At 73.6% G+C, this 16649-nt stretch carries 12 protein-coding genes and 1 pseudogene; 4 read left to right on the forward strand and 9 right to left on the reverse strand.

Translation table 11 applies throughout. From position 1 onward, the window contains the following. Positions 1 to 326 precede the first annotated feature (326 nt). Positions 327 to 1232, forward strand: a complete 906-nt coding sequence (locus ACFRU2_RS26665; protein WP_382976473.1) for an alpha/beta fold hydrolase — start codon at positions 327 to 329, stop codon at positions 1230 to 1232. Between the two features lie 395 nt (positions 1233 to 1627). Here ACFRU2_RS26665 and ACFRU2_RS26670 read toward each other — a convergent pair whose 3' ends face one another. Continuing rightward, the gene (locus ACFRU2_RS26670; protein ID WP_382976475.1) at positions 1628 to 5353 is read right to left on the reverse strand and encodes a BTAD domain-containing putative transcriptional regulator; all 3726 of its coding nucleotides are present in this window, start codon (positions 5351 to 5353) and stop codon (positions 1628 to 1630) included. A 167-nt stretch (positions 5354 to 5520) separates the two neighbouring features. On the opposite strand from ACFRU2_RS26670, the gene ACFRU2_RS26675 reads away from it, so the two are divergent. Both ACFRU2_RS26675 and ACFRU2_RS26680 read left to right on the forward strand, forming a co-directional pair. Beyond that, complete coding sequence (locus tag ACFRU2_RS26675; protein WP_382976477.1) at positions 5521 to 6609, forward strand: NADP-dependent oxidoreductase; 1089 nt, start codon at positions 5521 to 5523, stop codon at positions 6607 to 6609. Beyond that, a complete protein-coding gene (locus ACFRU2_RS26680) occupies positions 6606 to 7175 on the forward strand; it encodes an NAD(P)H oxidoreductase (protein ID WP_382976479.1) in 570 nt (189 codons plus the stop codon). The genes ACFRU2_RS26675 and ACFRU2_RS26680 overlap by 4 nt, the downstream gene beginning before the upstream one ends. Here the strand turns inward: ACFRU2_RS26680 and ACFRU2_RS26685 are convergent. The 8 genes and pseudogenes from ACFRU2_RS26685 to ACFRU2_RS26720 form a co-directional block, all read right to left on the reverse strand. Further along, on the reverse strand, positions 7159 to 8424 hold the full coding sequence (locus tag ACFRU2_RS26685) for a YrhB domain-containing protein (protein WP_382976481.1): 1266 nt from the start codon (positions 8422 to 8424) through the stop codon (positions 7159 to 7161). The two genes, ACFRU2_RS26680 and ACFRU2_RS26685, sit on opposite strands and share 17 nt — an antisense overlap. Before the next feature lie 315 nt (positions 8425 to 8739). Beyond that, positions 8740 to 9675, reverse strand: coding sequence for a toxin glutamine deamidase domain-containing protein (locus tag ACFRU2_RS26690; protein ID WP_382976827.1), 936 nt, complete (start codon positions 9673 to 9675; stop codon positions 8740 to 8742). Between the two features lie 18 nt (positions 9676 to 9693). Beyond that, positions 9694 to 10446, reverse strand: a pseudogene (locus tag ACFRU2_RS26695) (putative T7SS-secreted protein); the annotation flags it as partial. Beyond that, positions 10446 to 11078 carry a hypothetical protein gene (locus ACFRU2_RS26700; protein WP_382976483.1) on the reverse strand — a complete coding sequence of 211 codons (633 nt, stop codon included), beginning with the start codon at positions 11076 to 11078 and terminating at the stop codon, positions 10446 to 10448. The pseudogene ACFRU2_RS26695 and the gene ACFRU2_RS26700, both read right to left, overlap by 1 nt. Continuing rightward, the gene (locus ACFRU2_RS26705) at positions 11075 to 11545 is read right to left on the reverse strand and encodes a hypothetical protein (RefSeq protein ID WP_382976485.1); all 471 of its coding nucleotides are present in this window, start codon (positions 11543 to 11545) and stop codon (positions 11075 to 11077) included. The genes ACFRU2_RS26700 and ACFRU2_RS26705 overlap by 4 nt, the downstream gene beginning before the upstream one ends. Positions 11546 to 11624: 79 nt before the next feature. Continuing rightward, a complete protein-coding gene (locus ACFRU2_RS26710; RefSeq protein ID WP_382976487.1) occupies positions 11625 to 13292 on the reverse strand; it encodes a transporter in 1668 nt (555 codons plus the stop codon). Next, positions 13289 to 14161, reverse strand: a complete 873-nt coding sequence (locus ACFRU2_RS26715; protein ID WP_382976489.1) for an ABC transporter ATP-binding protein — start codon at positions 14159 to 14161, stop codon at positions 13289 to 13291. Before ACFRU2_RS26715 ends, ACFRU2_RS26710 begins: the two co-directional genes overlap by 4 nt. A gap of 158 nt (positions 14162 to 14319) precedes the next feature. Then, a complete protein-coding gene (locus ACFRU2_RS26720) occupies positions 14320 to 15000 on the reverse strand; it encodes a bifunctional DNA primase/polymerase (protein ID WP_382976491.1) in 681 nt (226 codons plus the stop codon). A 219-nt stretch (positions 15001 to 15219) separates the two neighbouring features. On the opposite strand from ACFRU2_RS26720, the gene ACFRU2_RS26725 reads away from it, so the two are divergent. Next, positions 15220 to 16599: a transcriptional regulator gene (locus ACFRU2_RS26725; RefSeq protein ID WP_382976493.1), complete on the forward strand. Its 1380-nt coding sequence runs from the start codon at positions 15220 to 15222 to the stop codon at positions 16597 to 16599. The last annotated feature ends 50 nt before the right edge of the window (positions 16600 to 16649 follow it).

Raw genomic sequence — 16649 nt, forward strand, 5'->3', positions numbered from 1 at the left:
GGAAGGGTGTGAGGGGGGAGAGAGGGGAAAGGGAAAACGGGGGGTGCACGCCGGGTGGGAAAGGGGGGGTGGCGGGGTGGCTTCTCCCTTTTCTCTCCCCCCCCGGGACCGGTCCTCCCCTGCTTGACCTGGAGCCCCGAGCTCTCAAGGTCATCCCTTCGGACCGTCTTCCCCGAGCGGCCCGCCTCCCTGTTGAAAGGATCTCCATCGGCAGCGGCGGTCAATCCTTGAGCAAGGTCACTCGAAAGAGCGGTGTTGGCGGCGAGAACCCCGTTTTCGAATACGGGTTCGATACTGTGGCCGGGAGCGAAGGGGGTGCATCTGCGGTGGTACGACGCCTCGATGTGACGGGGGCCGACGGCGTACGCCTGGCGGCCTGGGAGTTCTGCGAAGCGGCCGCGGAGCGCGAGCCGGATCCGTCGCCGTCACAGTCGCCGTCGGGTGAGCCCGCGGCCCTCTTACTGCACGGCCTGATGGGCCGCGCCTTCCACTGGGCGGGCACCGCCCGCTGGCTCGGCGCGAGCCGCCGCGTCGTGGCCCTCGACCAGCGCGGCCACGGCCAGAGCGAGCGCCCCCCGACCTCCGGCCCCGGCAGCTCCGTCGCCTACGGACGCGAGGCCTTCGTGGCCGACGCCGAAGCGGCCGTCGAGCAGCTCGGCCTCGCGCCGGTGACGCTGATCGGCCATTCCATGGGCGCCCTCACGGCCTGGCAGCTCGCGGCGCGCCGTCCCGACCTCGTGGCGGCCCTGGTCATCTGCGACATGCGGGCGTCCGCCCTCGGCGAGGCCTCGCAGCAGGAGTGGGAGGAATGGTTCCGCCACTGGCCGCTGCCGTTCCCCACGCAGGACGCCGCGCGGCGCTGGTTCGGCGAGGACGACCCGCGGGTGGAGCGCCCGGATCCCGGCCGGGGCGAGTTCTTCGCGGAGGTCATGCACCAGGCGGACGACGGCTGGCGCCCGCTGTTCTCGCGCCGCCAGATGCTGACCGCGCGGGAGACGTGGGTGCACGACGCGCACTGGGAGGAGCTCGCCCAGGTCCGCTGCCCGACGCTGGTCGTCCGCGGCCTGGACGGCGAACTGGGCCGGGCGGAGGCCCAGGAGATGGTCCGCGTCCTGCCGGCCGGCCAGTACGCCGAGATCCCGGACGCCGGCCACTACCTCCACTACGACCACCCGACGGCGTGGCGCGCGGCGGTGGAACCGTTCCTGGAGGGCATCAAGGCGTCGGCGTGAGGGGCCGGCGGGGGTCGGCCGGGCCCACCAGGTCCCCGGCAGGCCGGTGAGGGCGGCTGTGGCTGCCGGGCGGGGCCCCGGCTCCCCCGTCGCCGCCGCCCGCTCCTGCGGGCCCTGTGGAGGCCCTACGGGGCCTTGCGCGGGACCTTCCGGCCGCAACCCTGCGGAGGGTCGGTTGGCGGCTGGAGGGCGGCTGTTGGGTGAGGCCCGCTCCGCGTCCAGGTCGAAGTACGTCGTACCGCAGCCGCACGCGCAGCGTCCGGCCGCCCGGAGGTGCGGCACTTGCAGGTGCAGCGCGCGGTGGATCGCGTCCTCCGTCCCGAGCAGGACGTCCAGCGCGGCGCTGACATCGGAGGGCAGCCCCGGTGCCGCGCCGCCCGTGGGTGCGGGGCCGGTCACGGGCCGCCGTCCAGGAGCGTGAGCTGGTCCGGCAGGGGGAGGGCTTCGCCCGTGGCGAAGGCGGTCGCGAAGGCCTCCGGGCCCAGGGCCGCGCGGGCTCGGGCCGTTGCCCGGTCGGTGTCGGTGCGTTCCGCCCGGGGGCGCGGGGTGCCCGCCGAGGCGCGCAGCGCAGTCGCCGTGCCCAGCAAGGAGGCCGCCCGGGCAGGCGGGAGTGTCCCGGCCAGGCCTTCGAGGGCCAGGGCGAGCGCGCGGGGGTCCCCGGTCCGGCGGGCCGCCGCGAGGCCTTCCCGGTGCAGGGATTCCGCCGCGGCCGGGTCGGCCCGCAGCTCCGCGACGTACCCCAGCTCCGCCAGGATCAGCGCCGCCCCGGAGTCCACCCCGAGCCGCCGGTTCCAGTCGAGCCACGGCCGCAGCCGGGCCTCGGCGGCGTCCAGGTCTCCGCTGCGCCGCGCGCCCAGGGCGAGCCCGATCGCCGCGAACTGCTCGGCCGGGCGGTGGCATTGCTCCTCCGCCAGCCGCAGGGCCTGCTCGTGCAGGGCGGCCGCGTGCGCGAGGTCGCCCGTCAGCAGCGCGATGCGGCCCTGCCGGGCCAGCCGGAAGGAGGCGTGCGTCCACAGCTCCAGTTCCTGCGCGTCCCGTACGCCGTCCTCGTGGAGCCGTGCCGCGGTCGCGTAGTCCCCCGTGACCTCGGCGAGGATGCCGAGCTGCTCCGAGGTCTGCAACTGGCCCCAGCGGTCGCCCAGTTCGGTGAACGCCGCGGCGGCCGCCTCCGCGGTGCGGCGCAGTTCCGCGAGGTCGCCGTCGTAGAGGGCCCAGGTCGAGAGGGTGAGGAGCGCGACCACTTCGCCCCAGCGATCGCCGGTTTCGCGGAACTGGGCGGGCAGGAGGGCGACTTCCTCTTCCCGTACGCCGGAGCCGAAACCGCACCGGGCGTAGGCCAGCAGCCACTGCCCGCGGAGGTCGGCGCCGGAGAAGTCGCCGCCCAGGTGGCTGTCGTCGCCGCCGAGCAGCGCGAAGGCGGCGTGCAGGGCGGTGGAGCCCGCCGCTCGGGTGGCGTCGGCGGCCTCCCGGATCCGGCCGCGCAGGAACCAGTACCAGGACTGCGCGCCGACCAGCCGCAGCCCCAACTCCCCGGCCCCCGTGTGCTCCAGGGCGGCCCGGGCGTTGAGGCTCTCCCGGTCGAGCCGCCGCAGCCACTCGCCCTGCTCGGGCCCGTGCAGTCGCTCGGCCGCGCGTTCGGCGAACCCCGTGTAGTACTCCGCGTGCCGCTGCCGGGTCGCGGTCGTCTCCCCGGCGGCATCGAGCCGCTCCAGCCCGTACGCCGCCACCGACTCCAGCAGCCGCAGGCGCGTGTCCCCGTACGCGGAGTCCCCGTAGGCGGTGACCACGAGCGAGCAGTCCACGAGCCGTGTGACGAGATCGAGGACGTCCTGACCGGGGATGCCGTGGCCCGCGGCGCCTCCGCCCACGGCTTCGGCCCCGCCCCCGCCCCCGCCCGCGCCCGCGTCGGCGCACACCGCCTCGGCCGCCTCCAGGGTGAATCCGCCCGCGAACACCGACAGCCGGCGCAGCACCGTCGCCTCCGCCGGCGAGAGGAGCTCCCAGCTCCAGTCGATCATCGCGCGCAGCGTGCGCTGGCGGGCCGGGGCGTCGCGGCGCACCTGGTTGAGCAGGCGGAACCGGTCGTGCAGTCGCTCCGCCAGGGCCTCCACGCCCAGGACCCGTACCCGCGTCGCGGCGAGTTCCAGCGCGAGCGGGATCCCGTCCAGCCGGCGGCAGATCAGGGCTACGGCCTCGGCGGTGCGGGGGCCGAGGGCGAAGCCGGGCGCGGCGGCGGCCGCCCGGGCCGCGAACAGCTCCATGGCCAGGGCCTCCGGGAGCGGGGCGACGGCCTCGATCACCTCGCCCGAGAGCGCGAGCGGTTCCTGGCTGGTGGCGAGGACGCGGAGCCCGGGGGCGTGGCGCAGGAGCCGGTCGGCGAGGGCCGCGGCGGCGGGGAGCAGGTGTTCGCAGTTGTCGAGTACGAGCAGGGCCGCTCGCCGCCGCAACGCCTCGGCGAGCCGCTCCTCCACGGAGCCGCCGCCCGCGTCGTCCTCGCGCATCCCGATCGCGGCGGCCACGGCCTCGGCAACCAACGTGGGTTGGGCGCCGGCGAGTTCCACGAACCACACCCCGTCGGGGTGCGCCTCCTCCAGCCGGGCCGCCGCGGCGAGCGCGAGCCGGGTCTTACCGACGCCGCCGGGCCCGCACAGCGTCACCAGCCTGCCGTCCCCGAGCGCCGCGCACACCCGGCCGATGGCCTCCTCGCGCCCCACGAGGGAGCTGACAGGGGCGGGCAAATTCCCCCTACCACCCCTGAACTCTCGCCCCCGATACCCGTCTACGTCCGCGGCCCCGGGCCCTGCGGCCGGGCCGACGCCTGCCACCGGGCCGACTCCGGCCACCAGGCCGGGCCCCGCCACCGGGCTGGCCGGCACCGCGATGGCCGTGCCCGCGCCGCCCGGAACGGCGACGGTCGGTGCCGTGAAGGCCGGGCCCGCGACGGCCGGGACCGCGCTGCCAGGGGCGGCGATGTCCGGGACCGCGACGGCCGGGTTCACGCCGCCCCGGCCAGCTCCGCCTAGGCCGGAGACGGCCTGGCCTGCGACGCCCAGCCCTGGGACCGTTGGGCTGGAGATGATCGGGCCCATGTCACCCGGGCCCGCGCCGCCCGGGCCTACGCCGCCCGAGACCGTGACGGCTGGCACCCCGCTGCCCGGGCCCGGACTGCCCGGGACCGCGCCGGTCGGGCCTGCGACGGCTCGGCCTGCGACGGCCGGGCCCGCGCCGACTGGGCCCGCGCCGGTCGGGCCTGCGACGGCTCGGCCTGCGACGGCCGGGCCCGCGCCGACTGGGCCCGCGACGGCCGCTCCGGCCCCGCCGGGCTCGCCCGGGACCGGCGTCGCGCCCCCCACCCCCGGCCCCGCCAGCGTGGGGTCCTGGCGGAGGATGGCTTCGTACAGGGACCTGAGCTCCGCGCCGGGGTCGATGCCGAGTTCCTCGGCGAAGAGGGTGCGCAGGTGTGCGTAGACGGCGAGGGCCTCGCTCTGGCGGCCGGCGCGGTACAGCGCCCGCATCTGGCTGCCGCGCAGCCGCTGGCGCAACGGGTGGGCGGCTGCGGGGCCGGTCAACTCATCGGCGAGCTCGTGGTGTTCGCCGAGGGCGAGGCGGGCCTCCGCCAGGTCCTCGTACGCCGTGATCCGCTGCTCCTCCAGCCGGGCGATCGCCGCCTGCGTGAACTCCGCGTCCCGGAAGTCGGCGTACGCGTCCCCCTGCCACAGCCCGAGCGCCCGGGCCAGCAGCTCCGCCCGGGGCCGCGGCTCCGCCTCCTTGCGCGCGGCCGCCGCCAGCTCCGCGAAGAGGTCCGCGTCCACGGCCCGGGCGGGAGCGCGCAGGGCGTAGCCCGCCGGTCCGTACGCGACCAGGGCGCGTGCGCCGTCCTCGGCCCCGGCGAGGGTCCGGCGGAGCTGGGAGACCTTGGTCTGGAGGGTGTTGCCCGGGTTGCCGGGGGCGGCGCCGCCGGGCTCGCCCCACAGGTCGTCGATCAGCCGGTCCACCGGCACGGGGCGGCCGTCGCGTACGAGGAGGGCCGCGAGCAGGGCCCGTACCTTCGCCTCGCGGACGGGCACGGGAGTCCCGTCGTCCGTGCGGACGGTCAGTGGCCCCAGCACCTCGAAACGCATGCCGCAACGTTACTTCTCGACCGTCAGCCCGCATGCGGGCTGGGCCTGCACGACCCCGTGCGCGGCCCGTGCGTGACGCGTGCGCGGCCCGTGCGCGGCCCCGGACATGGTGCTCCTGTGACCGCGACCGAGCGGCCGCCGCCGAACACACCTGAAGGAAGAGTCCGATGACCGTCACCGTCACCGCCCCCGCCCCCGCCCCCGCCAAGAGCACCCTCTCCCGCGAGGTCCGCCTCGCCGCCCGCCCCGTCGGCGAGCCGGGCCCGCAGCACTTCGAGCTGGTCGCCGCCGAGGTCCCGGAGCCCGCCGAAGGCCAGATCCTCGTCCGCAACACCTGGATGTCCGTGGACCCGTACATGCGGGGCCGGATGGACGACGCCCCGTCCTACATCCCGCCCTTCGCCCTCGGCACGGCCCTCGAAGGCAGCGCGATCGGCGAGGTCGTCGCCTCCCGCTCCGCGGCGGTGCCGGTCGGGGCGACCGTCTCGCACTTCCTCGGCTGGCGGGAGTACGCGGTCCTCGACGCGGCCGCCGCCACCGTCGTGGATCCCTCGGTCGCCTCGCAGTCCGCGTACCTCGGTCCGCTCGGCACCACCGGACTGACGGCGTACGCGGCGCTGACCCGCACCGCCCCGGTCAAGGAGGGCGACGTGGTCTTCGTCTCCGCCGCCGCCGGAGCGGTCGGCAGCGTCGCCGGGCAGCTGGCGCGGCGCCTGGGCGCCTCCCGGGTGATCGGCTCGGCGGGCGGCCCGCTGAAGACGCGCACGCTCCTGGACCGCTTCGGCTACGACGCGGCCGTCGACTACCGCCAGGGCGACCTGGCCGGCCAGCTCGCCGAGGCGGCTCCCGAGGGCATCGACGTCTACCTCGACGCGGTCGGCGGCGACCACCTCCGGGCGGCCATCGGCGCGATGCGCCAGGGCGGGCGGATCGCCCTGGTGGGTGCGATCAGCGGCTACAACTCCACCACTCCCGCGGTGGGTCCGGACAACCTCTTCCAGGCCGCGGCCCGCGAGGTGACCCTGCGCGGGATGCTCGTCTCCAGCCACTTCGACCTGTTCCCGGAGTGGATCGGCCGGGCGGCGGGATGGCTGGCGGACGGCAGCCTGCGCACGGAGGAGACCGTCGTCGACGGCATCGAACGGGCCCCGGAGGCCTTCCTCGGCATGATGGGCGGCGCGAACACCGGCAAGATGCTGGTCCGCCTCGCCCCGGAGGCCACCGCCGCCACCATCACCACCACCGATGCCCGATGAGCGCCGCCCTGGTCGTCCTGGCCCACCCCCGCGGCGATTCCCTCACCGCCCAGCTCGCCCTCCGTGCCGTGGCCCGGCTGGAGGCAGACGGCCACACGGTCGACGTGCTCGATCTGCACGCCGAGGGCTTCGACCCCCGGATGGGCACGGAGGACGAGCCGGACTGGTCGGATCCCGGCAAGGAGTACTCCGCCGAGACCCGGGCCCACATGGACCGGATCGCCGCCGCCGAGATCCTCGTGGTCGTCTTCCCGCTCTGGTGGTTCGGTCTGCCGGCCATCCTGAAGGGCTGGATCGACCGGGTCTGGAACAACGGCTTCGCCTACGGGCTCCGCACCCCGCTCCTGAAGGGCAAGCGGATGGTCTGGATCCCGCTGGTGAGCTACCCGGAGGCGAAGTTCAAGGAACTGGGCTGGGACGGGCCGGTGGACCGCCTGCTCCGCGTCGGGATCTCGGAGTACTGCGGCATCGAGGGGGCCACCGTCCACTTCGTCTACGACTCCCTGAGCGCGGGCGCCTCGGCCCTCGCCGAGGCCGACGCGGCCCTGGTCACCGGTACCGGATGACCTTCACCCCGCACTCGTGCAGCCCGTCGAGGCCGGTGAACTCTTCCGCCGCCCCGTCGACCAGCGCCACCGGGCCCGTCGCCGTACGGAACCCGGTGAGCAGCAGCCCGGTCGACGGCCGTCCCCGGCCGTCGACGCGCCGCACCCACACGAGTGCCCGCCCGCCGGCCGGAAGCGCCGACAGGGCCTCCACGGCCCCGGTCAACGTCGAATGCTCGGACACGTCGAGTACGTCGCCCAGGTCGCGGATCGTGAAAGCGAACCAGTCGGCCCTGGACGGCCGCGGCGTGGGCCCCACCGCGTCGCCGCGGTCCCAGGCCGCGAGGAAGCCCCAGGGGTCGGAGTTGGGCAGCAGGAAGGGCGCCTCGGAGCCCTTCGGCACCACCACGGCGGCGTCGACCATGGCGTGCCGCCAGTCCCCGTCCCGTAGCGCGCGGGTGGTCTCGCAGGCGAACAGCCACCCGCGCGCGGTCTCGTCCCGCGCGTCCGGGGCCACCAGCTCGACGGCCTCCTCGTAGGTGCTGCGCAGCCACTGCTCGGCCTTGCGCCGGGCGGAGTCCACGTCCTTCGCCGCCTGCGGTGCCCCCGGCCGGAACCGGGCGAAGGCGAGCTCCAGCACTCCGGCGCCGTCCAGCCGTGCCAAGCCGCCGGTCATCCCGTCCAGGAACACCACGTTGCCGTTGTTGTTGTGCGCGTACACGAGGTGTCCGCTGGCCTCGGCCCCGCCCACGGTCCTCCGGACCCACACCACACCCTGGGTGTCGGGCCCGGTCTCCCGGGCCCGTCGGATCACTTCGTCCCAGCTCCCGCACAGCAGCCGTTCGGCGTCGGGGAAGTAGCGCCGCAGCAGCAACTCCCACCAGCCCGGCGCCTCATGCGTCGGCTGCCACGGCAAGGGGGATGACGGAGCCCCGGCGAGTGCGGCGGCCATGGTCACCACGCACCCGCGCGAGTTCAGCCGCCGTGCCTGCGTCTGCGGGTCTCGCGGCGCCGGAGCCCGTGTGTACGCCGCCGCGTCCCCCCACGGATCGTCCGCCGCCGGATGGAAGGGCCGTCCGGCGTCCTTGGGCACCACGACCGACGCGGCCAGCATCGGCGTCCGCGGGTACCCCGGCTGCTCGATGGCCCGGCAGGCGAACAGCCAGGTCCCCGCGTCCTCGGCGACGGGATCGGTTCCCGCCAGCTCGACGAGCCCGTGGTAGGTGTCGAGCAGCCACTTCAGCGCCCGCTGCCACGGCTCGGCCTTCACGGTGCCGCCCTTGCCCGCACCTGCCCAGCCCCCTTGCCGCGCATAGGCCAGATATTCCGCCACAGGGATGTGCGACGGCGGGAAATGCGGCGCTGTTCCATCGGTGGGGACAAGGGCCAGGCGTGTGAGCGGAGCGAATTTACGATCGCCGGTATCGAGGTGTTCCCGAGAGTCGAAGCGCACGGCCCAGGCGATGTCGTACTCTTCGGAAAGGTCCGGCTGGAGGACGATGGTGTAGCGGCGCTGGCTGTGCTCAAAAGCGCGCGTCAAGAATGCCTCTGCGGCGGCGAACGCGTCAGCTGACGAGAGCGTCATCTATTGCCTCTTGTAGGGAATGTGGCCGATATATGCAGCGTCTTCCAGTTTCGCCAGGGTCCCGCTCTGGCCGTCTAGGAACACTACCCCATGGTCGGTATTGACCGCGTTGAAGACGTGAGCGGTGCCGTCCGCCCGCTCGATGTAGACCACACTTCGGGCGCCCTCTCCGGCCGATTCCAGGTCGCGGATGATGTCGTCGTAGCCGTGTACCCAGTCGTAGTCGCCGGGCTCGCGGTCTTTTAGCCCGAGTTCCTTCGGCGGGATGTGGTCCGGGTCGATCTTCGGCGAGGTCGAGACCTCCACCCCATCCAATCTCCGGTCCACTGTCACTACATTGTGTGAGCAGTTGTCGGTGTACCCGTACTCATTTGTATTGTTGATGTCTTTGAGCCAAGGGTATTGATCGTCCAGAAATCCCTGCGCTTCATCCGGTGTTACGGAATCCGCGTGGATCGCTCTTTCTGATACCTGATCCGTTGGCTTGGCGAGGTCTTTCCAGTCGGGTATCTCGTGAGGAGTGCTTCCCGGGTGCGGCGTGTGCTTTGCCGCGCCCTCCGTACCCGCCTCCAGCGCTTCCTTCCCGATCCGTGCCCCCACCCGAGCCCCCACCCGGGCTCCGCCCAGGCCCTTGGTGCCGATGAGTTCGGGGATCAGGCGGCCGAGGCCTTCGCTCGGGTCGTCCTTGAAGCTGTCGATGAAGGCGCCGGGAATGCGCTCCGGGTGGGCGGCGGTGGAGACGAGGCCGGCCAGGGTCGTGCTGACGCTCTGCGCGTACTCCGCCGGGTGCGTGAGGTTGTAGAAGTCCATCGGGTTGAGGCCGCGGGCGAAGTTCAGCATCCCCGCGGTTCCCTTGGCCGCGCCGCCCACCACGTGGTTGAGCTCGACGGCCACGGCACCTCCCTGATCGAGGAGCTCGCCCATCGCCCGCTGCATCGGCGGAGGCTCGGCCGGGGCGAGTTGCGTGGCGGCCGCGACGGCCCGTTCGGCGGTGGCGGCCGCGTCGTCGCGCTGGCGGCGGGCCTCGGCGAGGACCTCTTGGGCCCGCTTGATCTCCTCCGTGCCCACGGTGGACTAGACGGGCGGGGGGCCGGGGTCGGCCGCTCCGTTCCGTACGGCCGCCTCGAAGGCTTCGGCCTGCTTCGCGTACGTGTCCGCGGCGTCCTTGCGGGCCTTGACGGCCGCCCGGTGGAGCTCGATGGCGCCCTGGGCTTGTTCCTGTGCCCACGCGACCGTTTCCGCGTACGCGTGGAGCGCGCTGCCCGCGGCCTCGCACGCATCGGCGGCATGGAACCAGTCCGTCGGGTGCATCGCGAACTCCTCGCGGAACGCATCGGCAGCAGCGCCCTTCCACTGGTCGGAGTTCAGGGCCTTCATGCCCTGGCCGACCCGGCCGAAGGCCGTGCGGAAGTCCATGAGATGCGCCGCCGACTCGCGGATCGTCGCCGGCTTGCCGTGGATGAGTTCGTGGGGCTGCTCGCTCTGCCCGAGTTGCTTCTCGCGTATCGAAACCCCGAGGCCGGAGGCCACCTCGTCGCCGAAGCCCTCGACCTTGTCCGCCCAGTCGTGCGCGCCGATGTGGTCGAGGTCCGCCCCGACCACATCGGTGGCCGCGTCAATGCCGTGGCCGATGGCCTGCTTGGCGGAGTCCACGCCGCGGTCGAGTTGCCCGATGCCCCTGTCGAGGAGTTCACCCCAGTCAGGCATCAGTGCTCGCCGCCCGGCCGTGTTTCGGGGGCCGGGCCGGCGATTTCGTCGACCGCCCTGTCGGCCTCGTCCCGGAGCCCGGCGGAGTCGATGATCTGGCTGGACAGGAGCAGGCCGGAGCTGTTCAGGTCCCGGAGGGTGCCCTTCCAGGCTTCCGTGCTGTTCTCGGAGGCTCGGTCATAGGACTCCCCGCTGTAGTCCGCGTCCCGGATCTGCGTGTACGGATTCTCGGAGAGGACCTCGCCCCAGTCCTTGCCGACGACGTCCGCCTCGGATGCGTACGGATTGCCCAGCCCGGCGTTGGCCACCACCTTGAAGCTGCCCTGGATGTACTGGTCCTGCTCGTGCAGTGCCCCCGCCGACAGTCCGACCTTCGCCGCGAAGGCGTTGCCCTCCTGGACGAGGGAACGGACCCCCCACTCCCAGCGCCCGCAGAAGGTGTCCAGGGTGGAGGTGAGGCCTTCGTGCCCGGTCTCCATCCCCGAGAGCGCGAGCTTGGAGAAACCGCGGCCCATGCTCGCCGCACCGACCAGCCCGAGCTCCTTCAGCTCGGCGAGCGTCTGCGTGATCCCCTGCGCGATCTGGCCCAGAGCCTCCTTCGAGGCGTCGAGATCCGCACCGTCCCCGCTCATGCCGCTGCCTTCCCGTCGAGCGCCGCCGCATCCGGCACGATCCCGCGCACGGGCGGGAAGACCATGCCGTCGGGACCGGCCGCGTCCAGCGCGACCCCGCACGGGAAGTCCAGCGCCGGCACCACTTCGTCCAGCAACCGCGCGCCGACCACGATCCGGTACGGCCACTCCCGCCCGGCCTCGCCGCGCGCCTCGGCGAACCGGGCCAGCGTCTCCTCGCCGGTGAACGCGCAGATCCAGTCCAGGCCCCCGAGTGCGGCTGTCCACAACCCGCCGCGTTCGTCGAAGGGCACCAGCACCAGCCGGCCTCGGAAGTCCGCCAGCCGCTCGAGCGCCGTATCCCGTGCATCCGTCACCGGATCGGACCCCGCCACGGGAACCACCGCCGGTGCGGAGGCTGCCCGTCCGGCCGCCTCCGCCCGCAGTTGAGCCCACTCCTCGTCGAATCCCACCCGGGAACCCCCCATACGATCAATCGAACGTACCTTTGCACGGGGTGCTGGGGGCGGCCAATTTCCCGGCCGCAGGGGGAGGTACGGCCGACCGTCAGCCCTTGCTGACCGCCAGCAGGATCTCGGGGAGACCCCGCAGGACCTTCGGGGCCGCGATCCGCAGGCCGGTCCAGGCGGCGACCGTGCCCCAGAGCAGGCCCAGCGGGAGCAGGATCCAGGCCATGGACTGCTGGTCGGTGGTGCTGAAGTAGACGGCCAGCACGATCACCGGGGAGCAGATCACCGCCGAGGCGAACATCCCGGCGAAGGCGCCGCCCCACGCCAGGGCGCCCTGCCCCGGAGCGGCGTTCTTGAAGGCGCCGTCCGCGGGGATCGAGTACGGGAAACGGGCCGAGGCCACGGCTCCGGTGCACAGCATCGACCCGAGCAGGGCCAGGGCCAGCCCCAGGGCACCGGGGAGGGTGGTCCAGTCGCCGATCAGGGCAGCCGTGACCGTCGTGACCAGCGCCGTGAAGGGCACGGTGATCAGCGCGAGGGCCAGGGCGCGGGCGCGCAGTTCCACGTACGCGTCACGGGTGGTCGACAGGGTCTGCGCGACCATCCAGAACGCCGAGGTGTCCTGTCCGAACTGGTTGTACATCTGCATGCCGAGCATGCCCGAGGCGAAGCAGGCGAGGTACACCGACCCGCCGCCCTGGAGGGCGTTGGCGACCGGGATGAGCAGGCCGATCGTCAGGGACGACACCCAGGCCGCCTTGGTCTTCGGGTCACGCACCATGTAGAGCATCGAGCGCCGGATGGCCGCGCCCGTACGGTCGTCGGGCAGGAGCGACCAGATGCCGCGGGTTTCGCCTCCCGCAGGCTTCTCCTTCTCCTTGGCGGCCACGATCGTCGAACCGTCCGGGCTCACCATCAGCTTGGTCAGGGTGCGTTCCCAGAACCACAGCAGCAGGCCGAGGGCCAGGACCGTGATGAGGAGCTGGGCGGCCGCGATGCCGTACGCGCCCTCGCTCGCGGAGTCGACCATCCCGAGGGCCGTCGCGGGCGGCAGCCAGCGGACGACCGCCGCGGCCGGCTCCAGCCGCTCCATGCCGCCGACTTCGAGCAGCCGCCCGAGGGCCAGGTTCGCCACCTGCGCGCCGACCGCGATGATCAGGCCGCTGAGCAGCGCGAGGTCGCGCCCCTTGCGGCTGGTCAGCAGCCGGACGTTGGCGGTGGCCACCGCGCGGGCCAGGGTGACGCAGCCGACCAGCAGCAGCGGTACGGCCAGGACCGCGGCCACCGCGCCCGCCGCGCCCCGGGCCACGGCGATCACCGAGCCGACGGTCAGGCACAGCGTGAACAGCGGCCCGATGCCGACGAGCGAGGAGGCCAGCAGGGCCCGTACCAGCGGACGCGGGCGCAGCGGCAGCATGACCAGCCGGGTCGGATCGAGCGTCTCGTCGCCGCTGGCGAAGAACAGCGGGACGAAGGCCCAGCAGAGGGCCATGATCGCCGCGAGCAGGACGGCGACCGTGCCGGCGTGCTCGTTGCCGCGCAACAGGGCGAGGCCGAGCACGGTGAAGAAGGCGACGACGAGGGCGAAGACGAGGGCGCTGATGAAGGCGGCCTTGCGCTTCGAGGAGCCCTTGAGGCCGTTGCGCAGGAGCGACAGCTTGAGGCGGACGAAGATCGGCGTGATGTTCACGGCCGCGGCCGTGGAGGCGGGGGCGCCGGTGGAGGCGGCGGACCCGAAGGCGGTCGCCTGGGCCTGCGTGCTCATCGGACGCCCGCCCCGTTGCTCCCGCCGTTGGCCGCTGCGCCGCCGCCGAGCCAGTCCAGGGACTCGCCGGTGGCCCGGCCCTGCGCCCCGACCAGTTCCAGGAACGCGGCCTGCAGCGAGGGCGCGTCGCCCCGTACGTCGGCCAGCGTGCCCGCGGCCCGGATCCGGCCGGCGGCCATGACGGCCACCCAGTCGCACAGCGACTCGACGAGCTCCATGACGTGGGAGGAGAAGACGACCGTGGCTCCGGAGGAGGTGTAACGTTCCAGCACTCCGCGGATGGTCTGCGCGGACACCGGGTCCACGCCCTCGAACGGCTCGTCCAGGAACAGCACTTCGGGGTTGTGGAGCAGCGCGGCCGCCAGGCCGATCTTCTTCCGCATGCCCGTCGAGTAGTCGATGATCAACTTGTTCTGCGAACCGGCCAGGTCCAGGATCTCCAGCAGCTGCGTGGCCCGGCTGTCCGTCTCGCGGCCCGGCAGCCCCCGCAACCGGCCCATGTAGCCGAGCAGTTCCCGCCCGGAGAGCCGCTCGAAGAGCCGCAGGCCCTCCGGCAGCACGCCGAGGCGGGACTTGACCTCGACCGGGTCCGCCCAGACGTCGTGCCCGGCGACGAAGACCCGGCCCATGTCCGGGCGCAGCAGCCCGGTCACCATGGACAGCGTCGTGGTCTTGCCCGCGCCGTTCGGCCCGACCAGGCCGACGAACTGCCCGGCGGGCAGCTCCAGATCGATCCCGGACACGGCCACCTGCTCGCCGAACCGCTTCCACAAACCCTCTACCCGCACGGCGGGTGCGGCGGACGGTGCGGGTCGCACACCGCCGCCCGTTCCGTCCGCTCCGCCCGTCGCAACGCCCTGGTCCGGCATGCGCCTGCCTCTCGATTTCGTTCCCCGTGTCCTGCTTTTCTCACCATAGGAGGCGGGGGAGAGGCGCAGCAGTTACTTATGTCATGAGTTTCCCCACGTACATGTCCGCTGGTCAGAGCCTGTGTGCCGGTGCTGGCACCGGTGCCGGTGCCCGTGGGTCAGGTCGTGCGCCGGGCCCGTTCCGCCGCCGCCTCGCGCCCGCACGCGTAGGCCAGTGCGTCGATCAGCTCCTCCACGTCGGGCAGCCACCGGTTCGCCGCCGTCGGCGGCTGTGCCCACTGCACCGAGCCGCGCCCGCCGATCCGGGTCGGCGGCGCGGCCACGTACTCGCCCTCGCCGCGCGCGACCAGGTCGAGTTGGGCCGGCTGCCAGCCGATCTTGCGCAGCAGGTCGGGCACCTTCGCCCCGGCGCCGGGCAGGACGAAGAACAGCATCCGGCCCGCCGGGTTGGCGATCACCGGTCCGAGGGCGCGCTGCATGCGCTGGAGCCGGGCCAGTGCGAGGAAACCGGCCGCGTCCGGGACGTCGAGCGCGTCGAAGGTCCGGCCGGTGGGCAGCAGGATGGCGGCCTTCGGGTTCTTGCCCCAGAGCCGCCTGACCTGGACCGCGCTGCCCGAGGCCTGGGAGGCCCAGTCCTTCCCCGCCGCGTGCGCGCCGGGCGCCGGGCACTCCGCGGCCCCGCACGAGCACTGTTCGCGCCCGTCGCCGGACTCCAGCCAGGTGCCGGCGAAGACATCCCAGTGCCGTTCTTCCGTGTACCGCACGGCATGGTCCAGCAGCGGCTCACTGCGCTGCAGGGGGATGGGCGCGGTCTCCGTGACTCCGATGGTCTCTTCCACGTGCAACACAACTCTTGCGGTCACCGGGGGTTACGGGCGTAAACCCGCCGGGCTCGGGAGCATCGATCCTGCACGCGGGGCGCATCGGTGCATCGCGGGGGGCGCGTAGGAGGCCGGGGCGCCGTAGGTGGGTAGCGACAGGACGCAATGGGGAAGATTCCCCGCACATCAGGCGGGAAGTGATCTTTCGAACGATCACCCGCGTCTCTGGGGGTTTTCATGGCAGCCAGGCCTCTCGTCGCCCGCCAGCCGAACGAACGGCTGCAGGCGCTCATCCAGGAAGCCGGGTGCTCCAATGCCGGGCTCGCCCGGCGCGTCAACATGTGCGGGGCCGAGCACGGCCTCGACCTCCGCTACGACAAGACCTCCGTGGCCCGCTGGCTGCGGGGCCAGCAGCCGCGCGGCCGGGCCCCCGGGATCATCGCCGAGTCGCTGGGCCGCAAACTCGGCCGGACCGTCACCATCGACGAGATCGGCATGGCCAACGGCAAGAACCTCGCCTCCGGTGTCGGCCTGCAGTTCTCCCCGACCGTCGTCGGCGCGATCGAGCAGGTCAGCGAGTTGTGGCGGAGCGACGTGGGGCGGCGCGACTTCCTGTCGGGGTCGAGCGTGGCCTCCTCGGCGCTGGTCGAGCCGAGCCGCGACTGGCTCATCACCGGGGCCGACGCGCAGGTCGCGCGCAGCGGCGGTTCACGGGTGGGGATGTCGGACGTGGAGGCGGTACGGGCCACCACGCAGGCGCTGAAGGACCTCGACCACCGCTTCGGCAGCGGGCACGTGCGCCCGGTGGTCGTGCACTACCTCAACTCGGTGGTCTCCGGCCTGATCGGCGGCGCCTACCGGGAACCGGTCGGACGGGCGCTGTTCGCGGCGGTCGCCCGGCTCACGGAGCTGGCGGGCTACATGGCGGTGGACACCGGCCAGCCGGGCCTGGCGCAGCGCTACTACATCCAGGCGCTCCGGCTCGCGCAGGCGGCGGGCGACCGGGCGTACGGGGGCTACGTGCTGGCGGCGTCGATGAGCCACCTCGCGGCCGAGCTGGGCAACCCGAGGGAGATCGCGCAGCTGGCGAGAGCCGCACAGGAGGGGACGCGGGGCCAGGTCACCCCCCGGGTGGAGGCGATGTTCTACGCGGCGGAGGCGCGGGGCCACGCGCTGCTCGGTGACGCGCGGTCGACGGCGGTGCTGTCCTCGCGGGCGCTGACGGCGCTGGAGCGGGCGGAGCCGGAGTCGGGGGACGACCCGGAGTGGATCCGGCACTTCGACCAGGCGTACCTCGCGGACGAACTGGCGCACTGCCACCGGGACCTGGGGCAGGCCGACGCGGCGGCGAAGCGCGCGGAGGAGGCCCTACGGGACCTTCCGGCGGGCAAGGCGAGGCGCCGGGCGATCGGTCTGCTCCTGCTGGCGGCGGCGCGGGTGCAGCAGCGCGAGGTGGAAGCCGCCTGCCAGACGGCGACGCAGGCGGCGGAGGCCCTGTCGGGCATCCGCTCGCACCGCGGGGCGGTGTACCTGGAGGACTTCCGCACCCGCCTGGACCCCTACCGGGAGGAACCGGCGGCCCGGGAGTTCACGGCCCGCCTGGAGCCGGTCCACTGACCCCGCCGCCCGGCCCCGTGAACCGGGGCTGGCGGGGTCGGCGGGGCCGG

Source organism: Streptomyces sp. NPDC056883 (assembly GCF_042788835.1).
In the GTDB taxonomy this organism is placed as follows: domain Bacteria; phylum Actinomycetota; class Actinomycetes; order Streptomycetales; family Streptomycetaceae; genus Streptomyces; species Streptomyces stoeckheimensis.

Coding starts and splice junctions, on each gene's coding strand:
- ACFRU2_RS26670 (WP_382976475.1), bottom strand. CDS start 5,353: ATGCGTTTCGAGGTGCTGGGGCCACTGACCGTCCGCACGGACGACGGG.
- ACFRU2_RS26675 (WP_382976477.1), top strand. CDS start 5,521: ATGACCGTCACCGTCACCGCCCCCGCCCCCGCCCCCGCCAAGAGCACC.
- ACFRU2_RS26680 (WP_382976479.1), top strand. CDS start 6,606: ATGAGCGCCGCCCTGGTCGTCCTGGCCCACCCCCGCGGCGATTCCCTC.
- ACFRU2_RS26690 (WP_382976827.1), bottom strand. CDS start 9,675: ATGCAGCGGGCGATGGGCGAGCTCCTCGATCAGGGAGGTGCCGTGGCC.
- ACFRU2_RS26700 (WP_382976483.1), bottom strand. CDS start 11,078: ATGAGCGGGGACGGTGCGGATCTCGACGCCTCGAAGGAGGCTCTGGGC.
- ACFRU2_RS26705 (WP_382976485.1), bottom strand. CDS start 11,545: ATGGGGGGTTCCCGGGTGGGATTCGACGAGGAGTGGGCTCAACTGCGG.
- ACFRU2_RS26710 (WP_382976487.1), bottom strand. CDS start 13,292: ATGAGCACGCAGGCCCAGGCGACCGCCTTCGGGTCCGCCGCCTCCACC.
- ACFRU2_RS26715 (WP_382976489.1), bottom strand. CDS start 14,161: ATGCCGGACCAGGGCGTTGCGACGGGCGGAGCGGACGGAACGGGCGGC.
- ACFRU2_RS26725 (WP_382976493.1), top strand. CDS start 15,220: ATGGCAGCCAGGCCTCTCGTCGCCCGCCAGCCGAACGAACGGCTGCAG.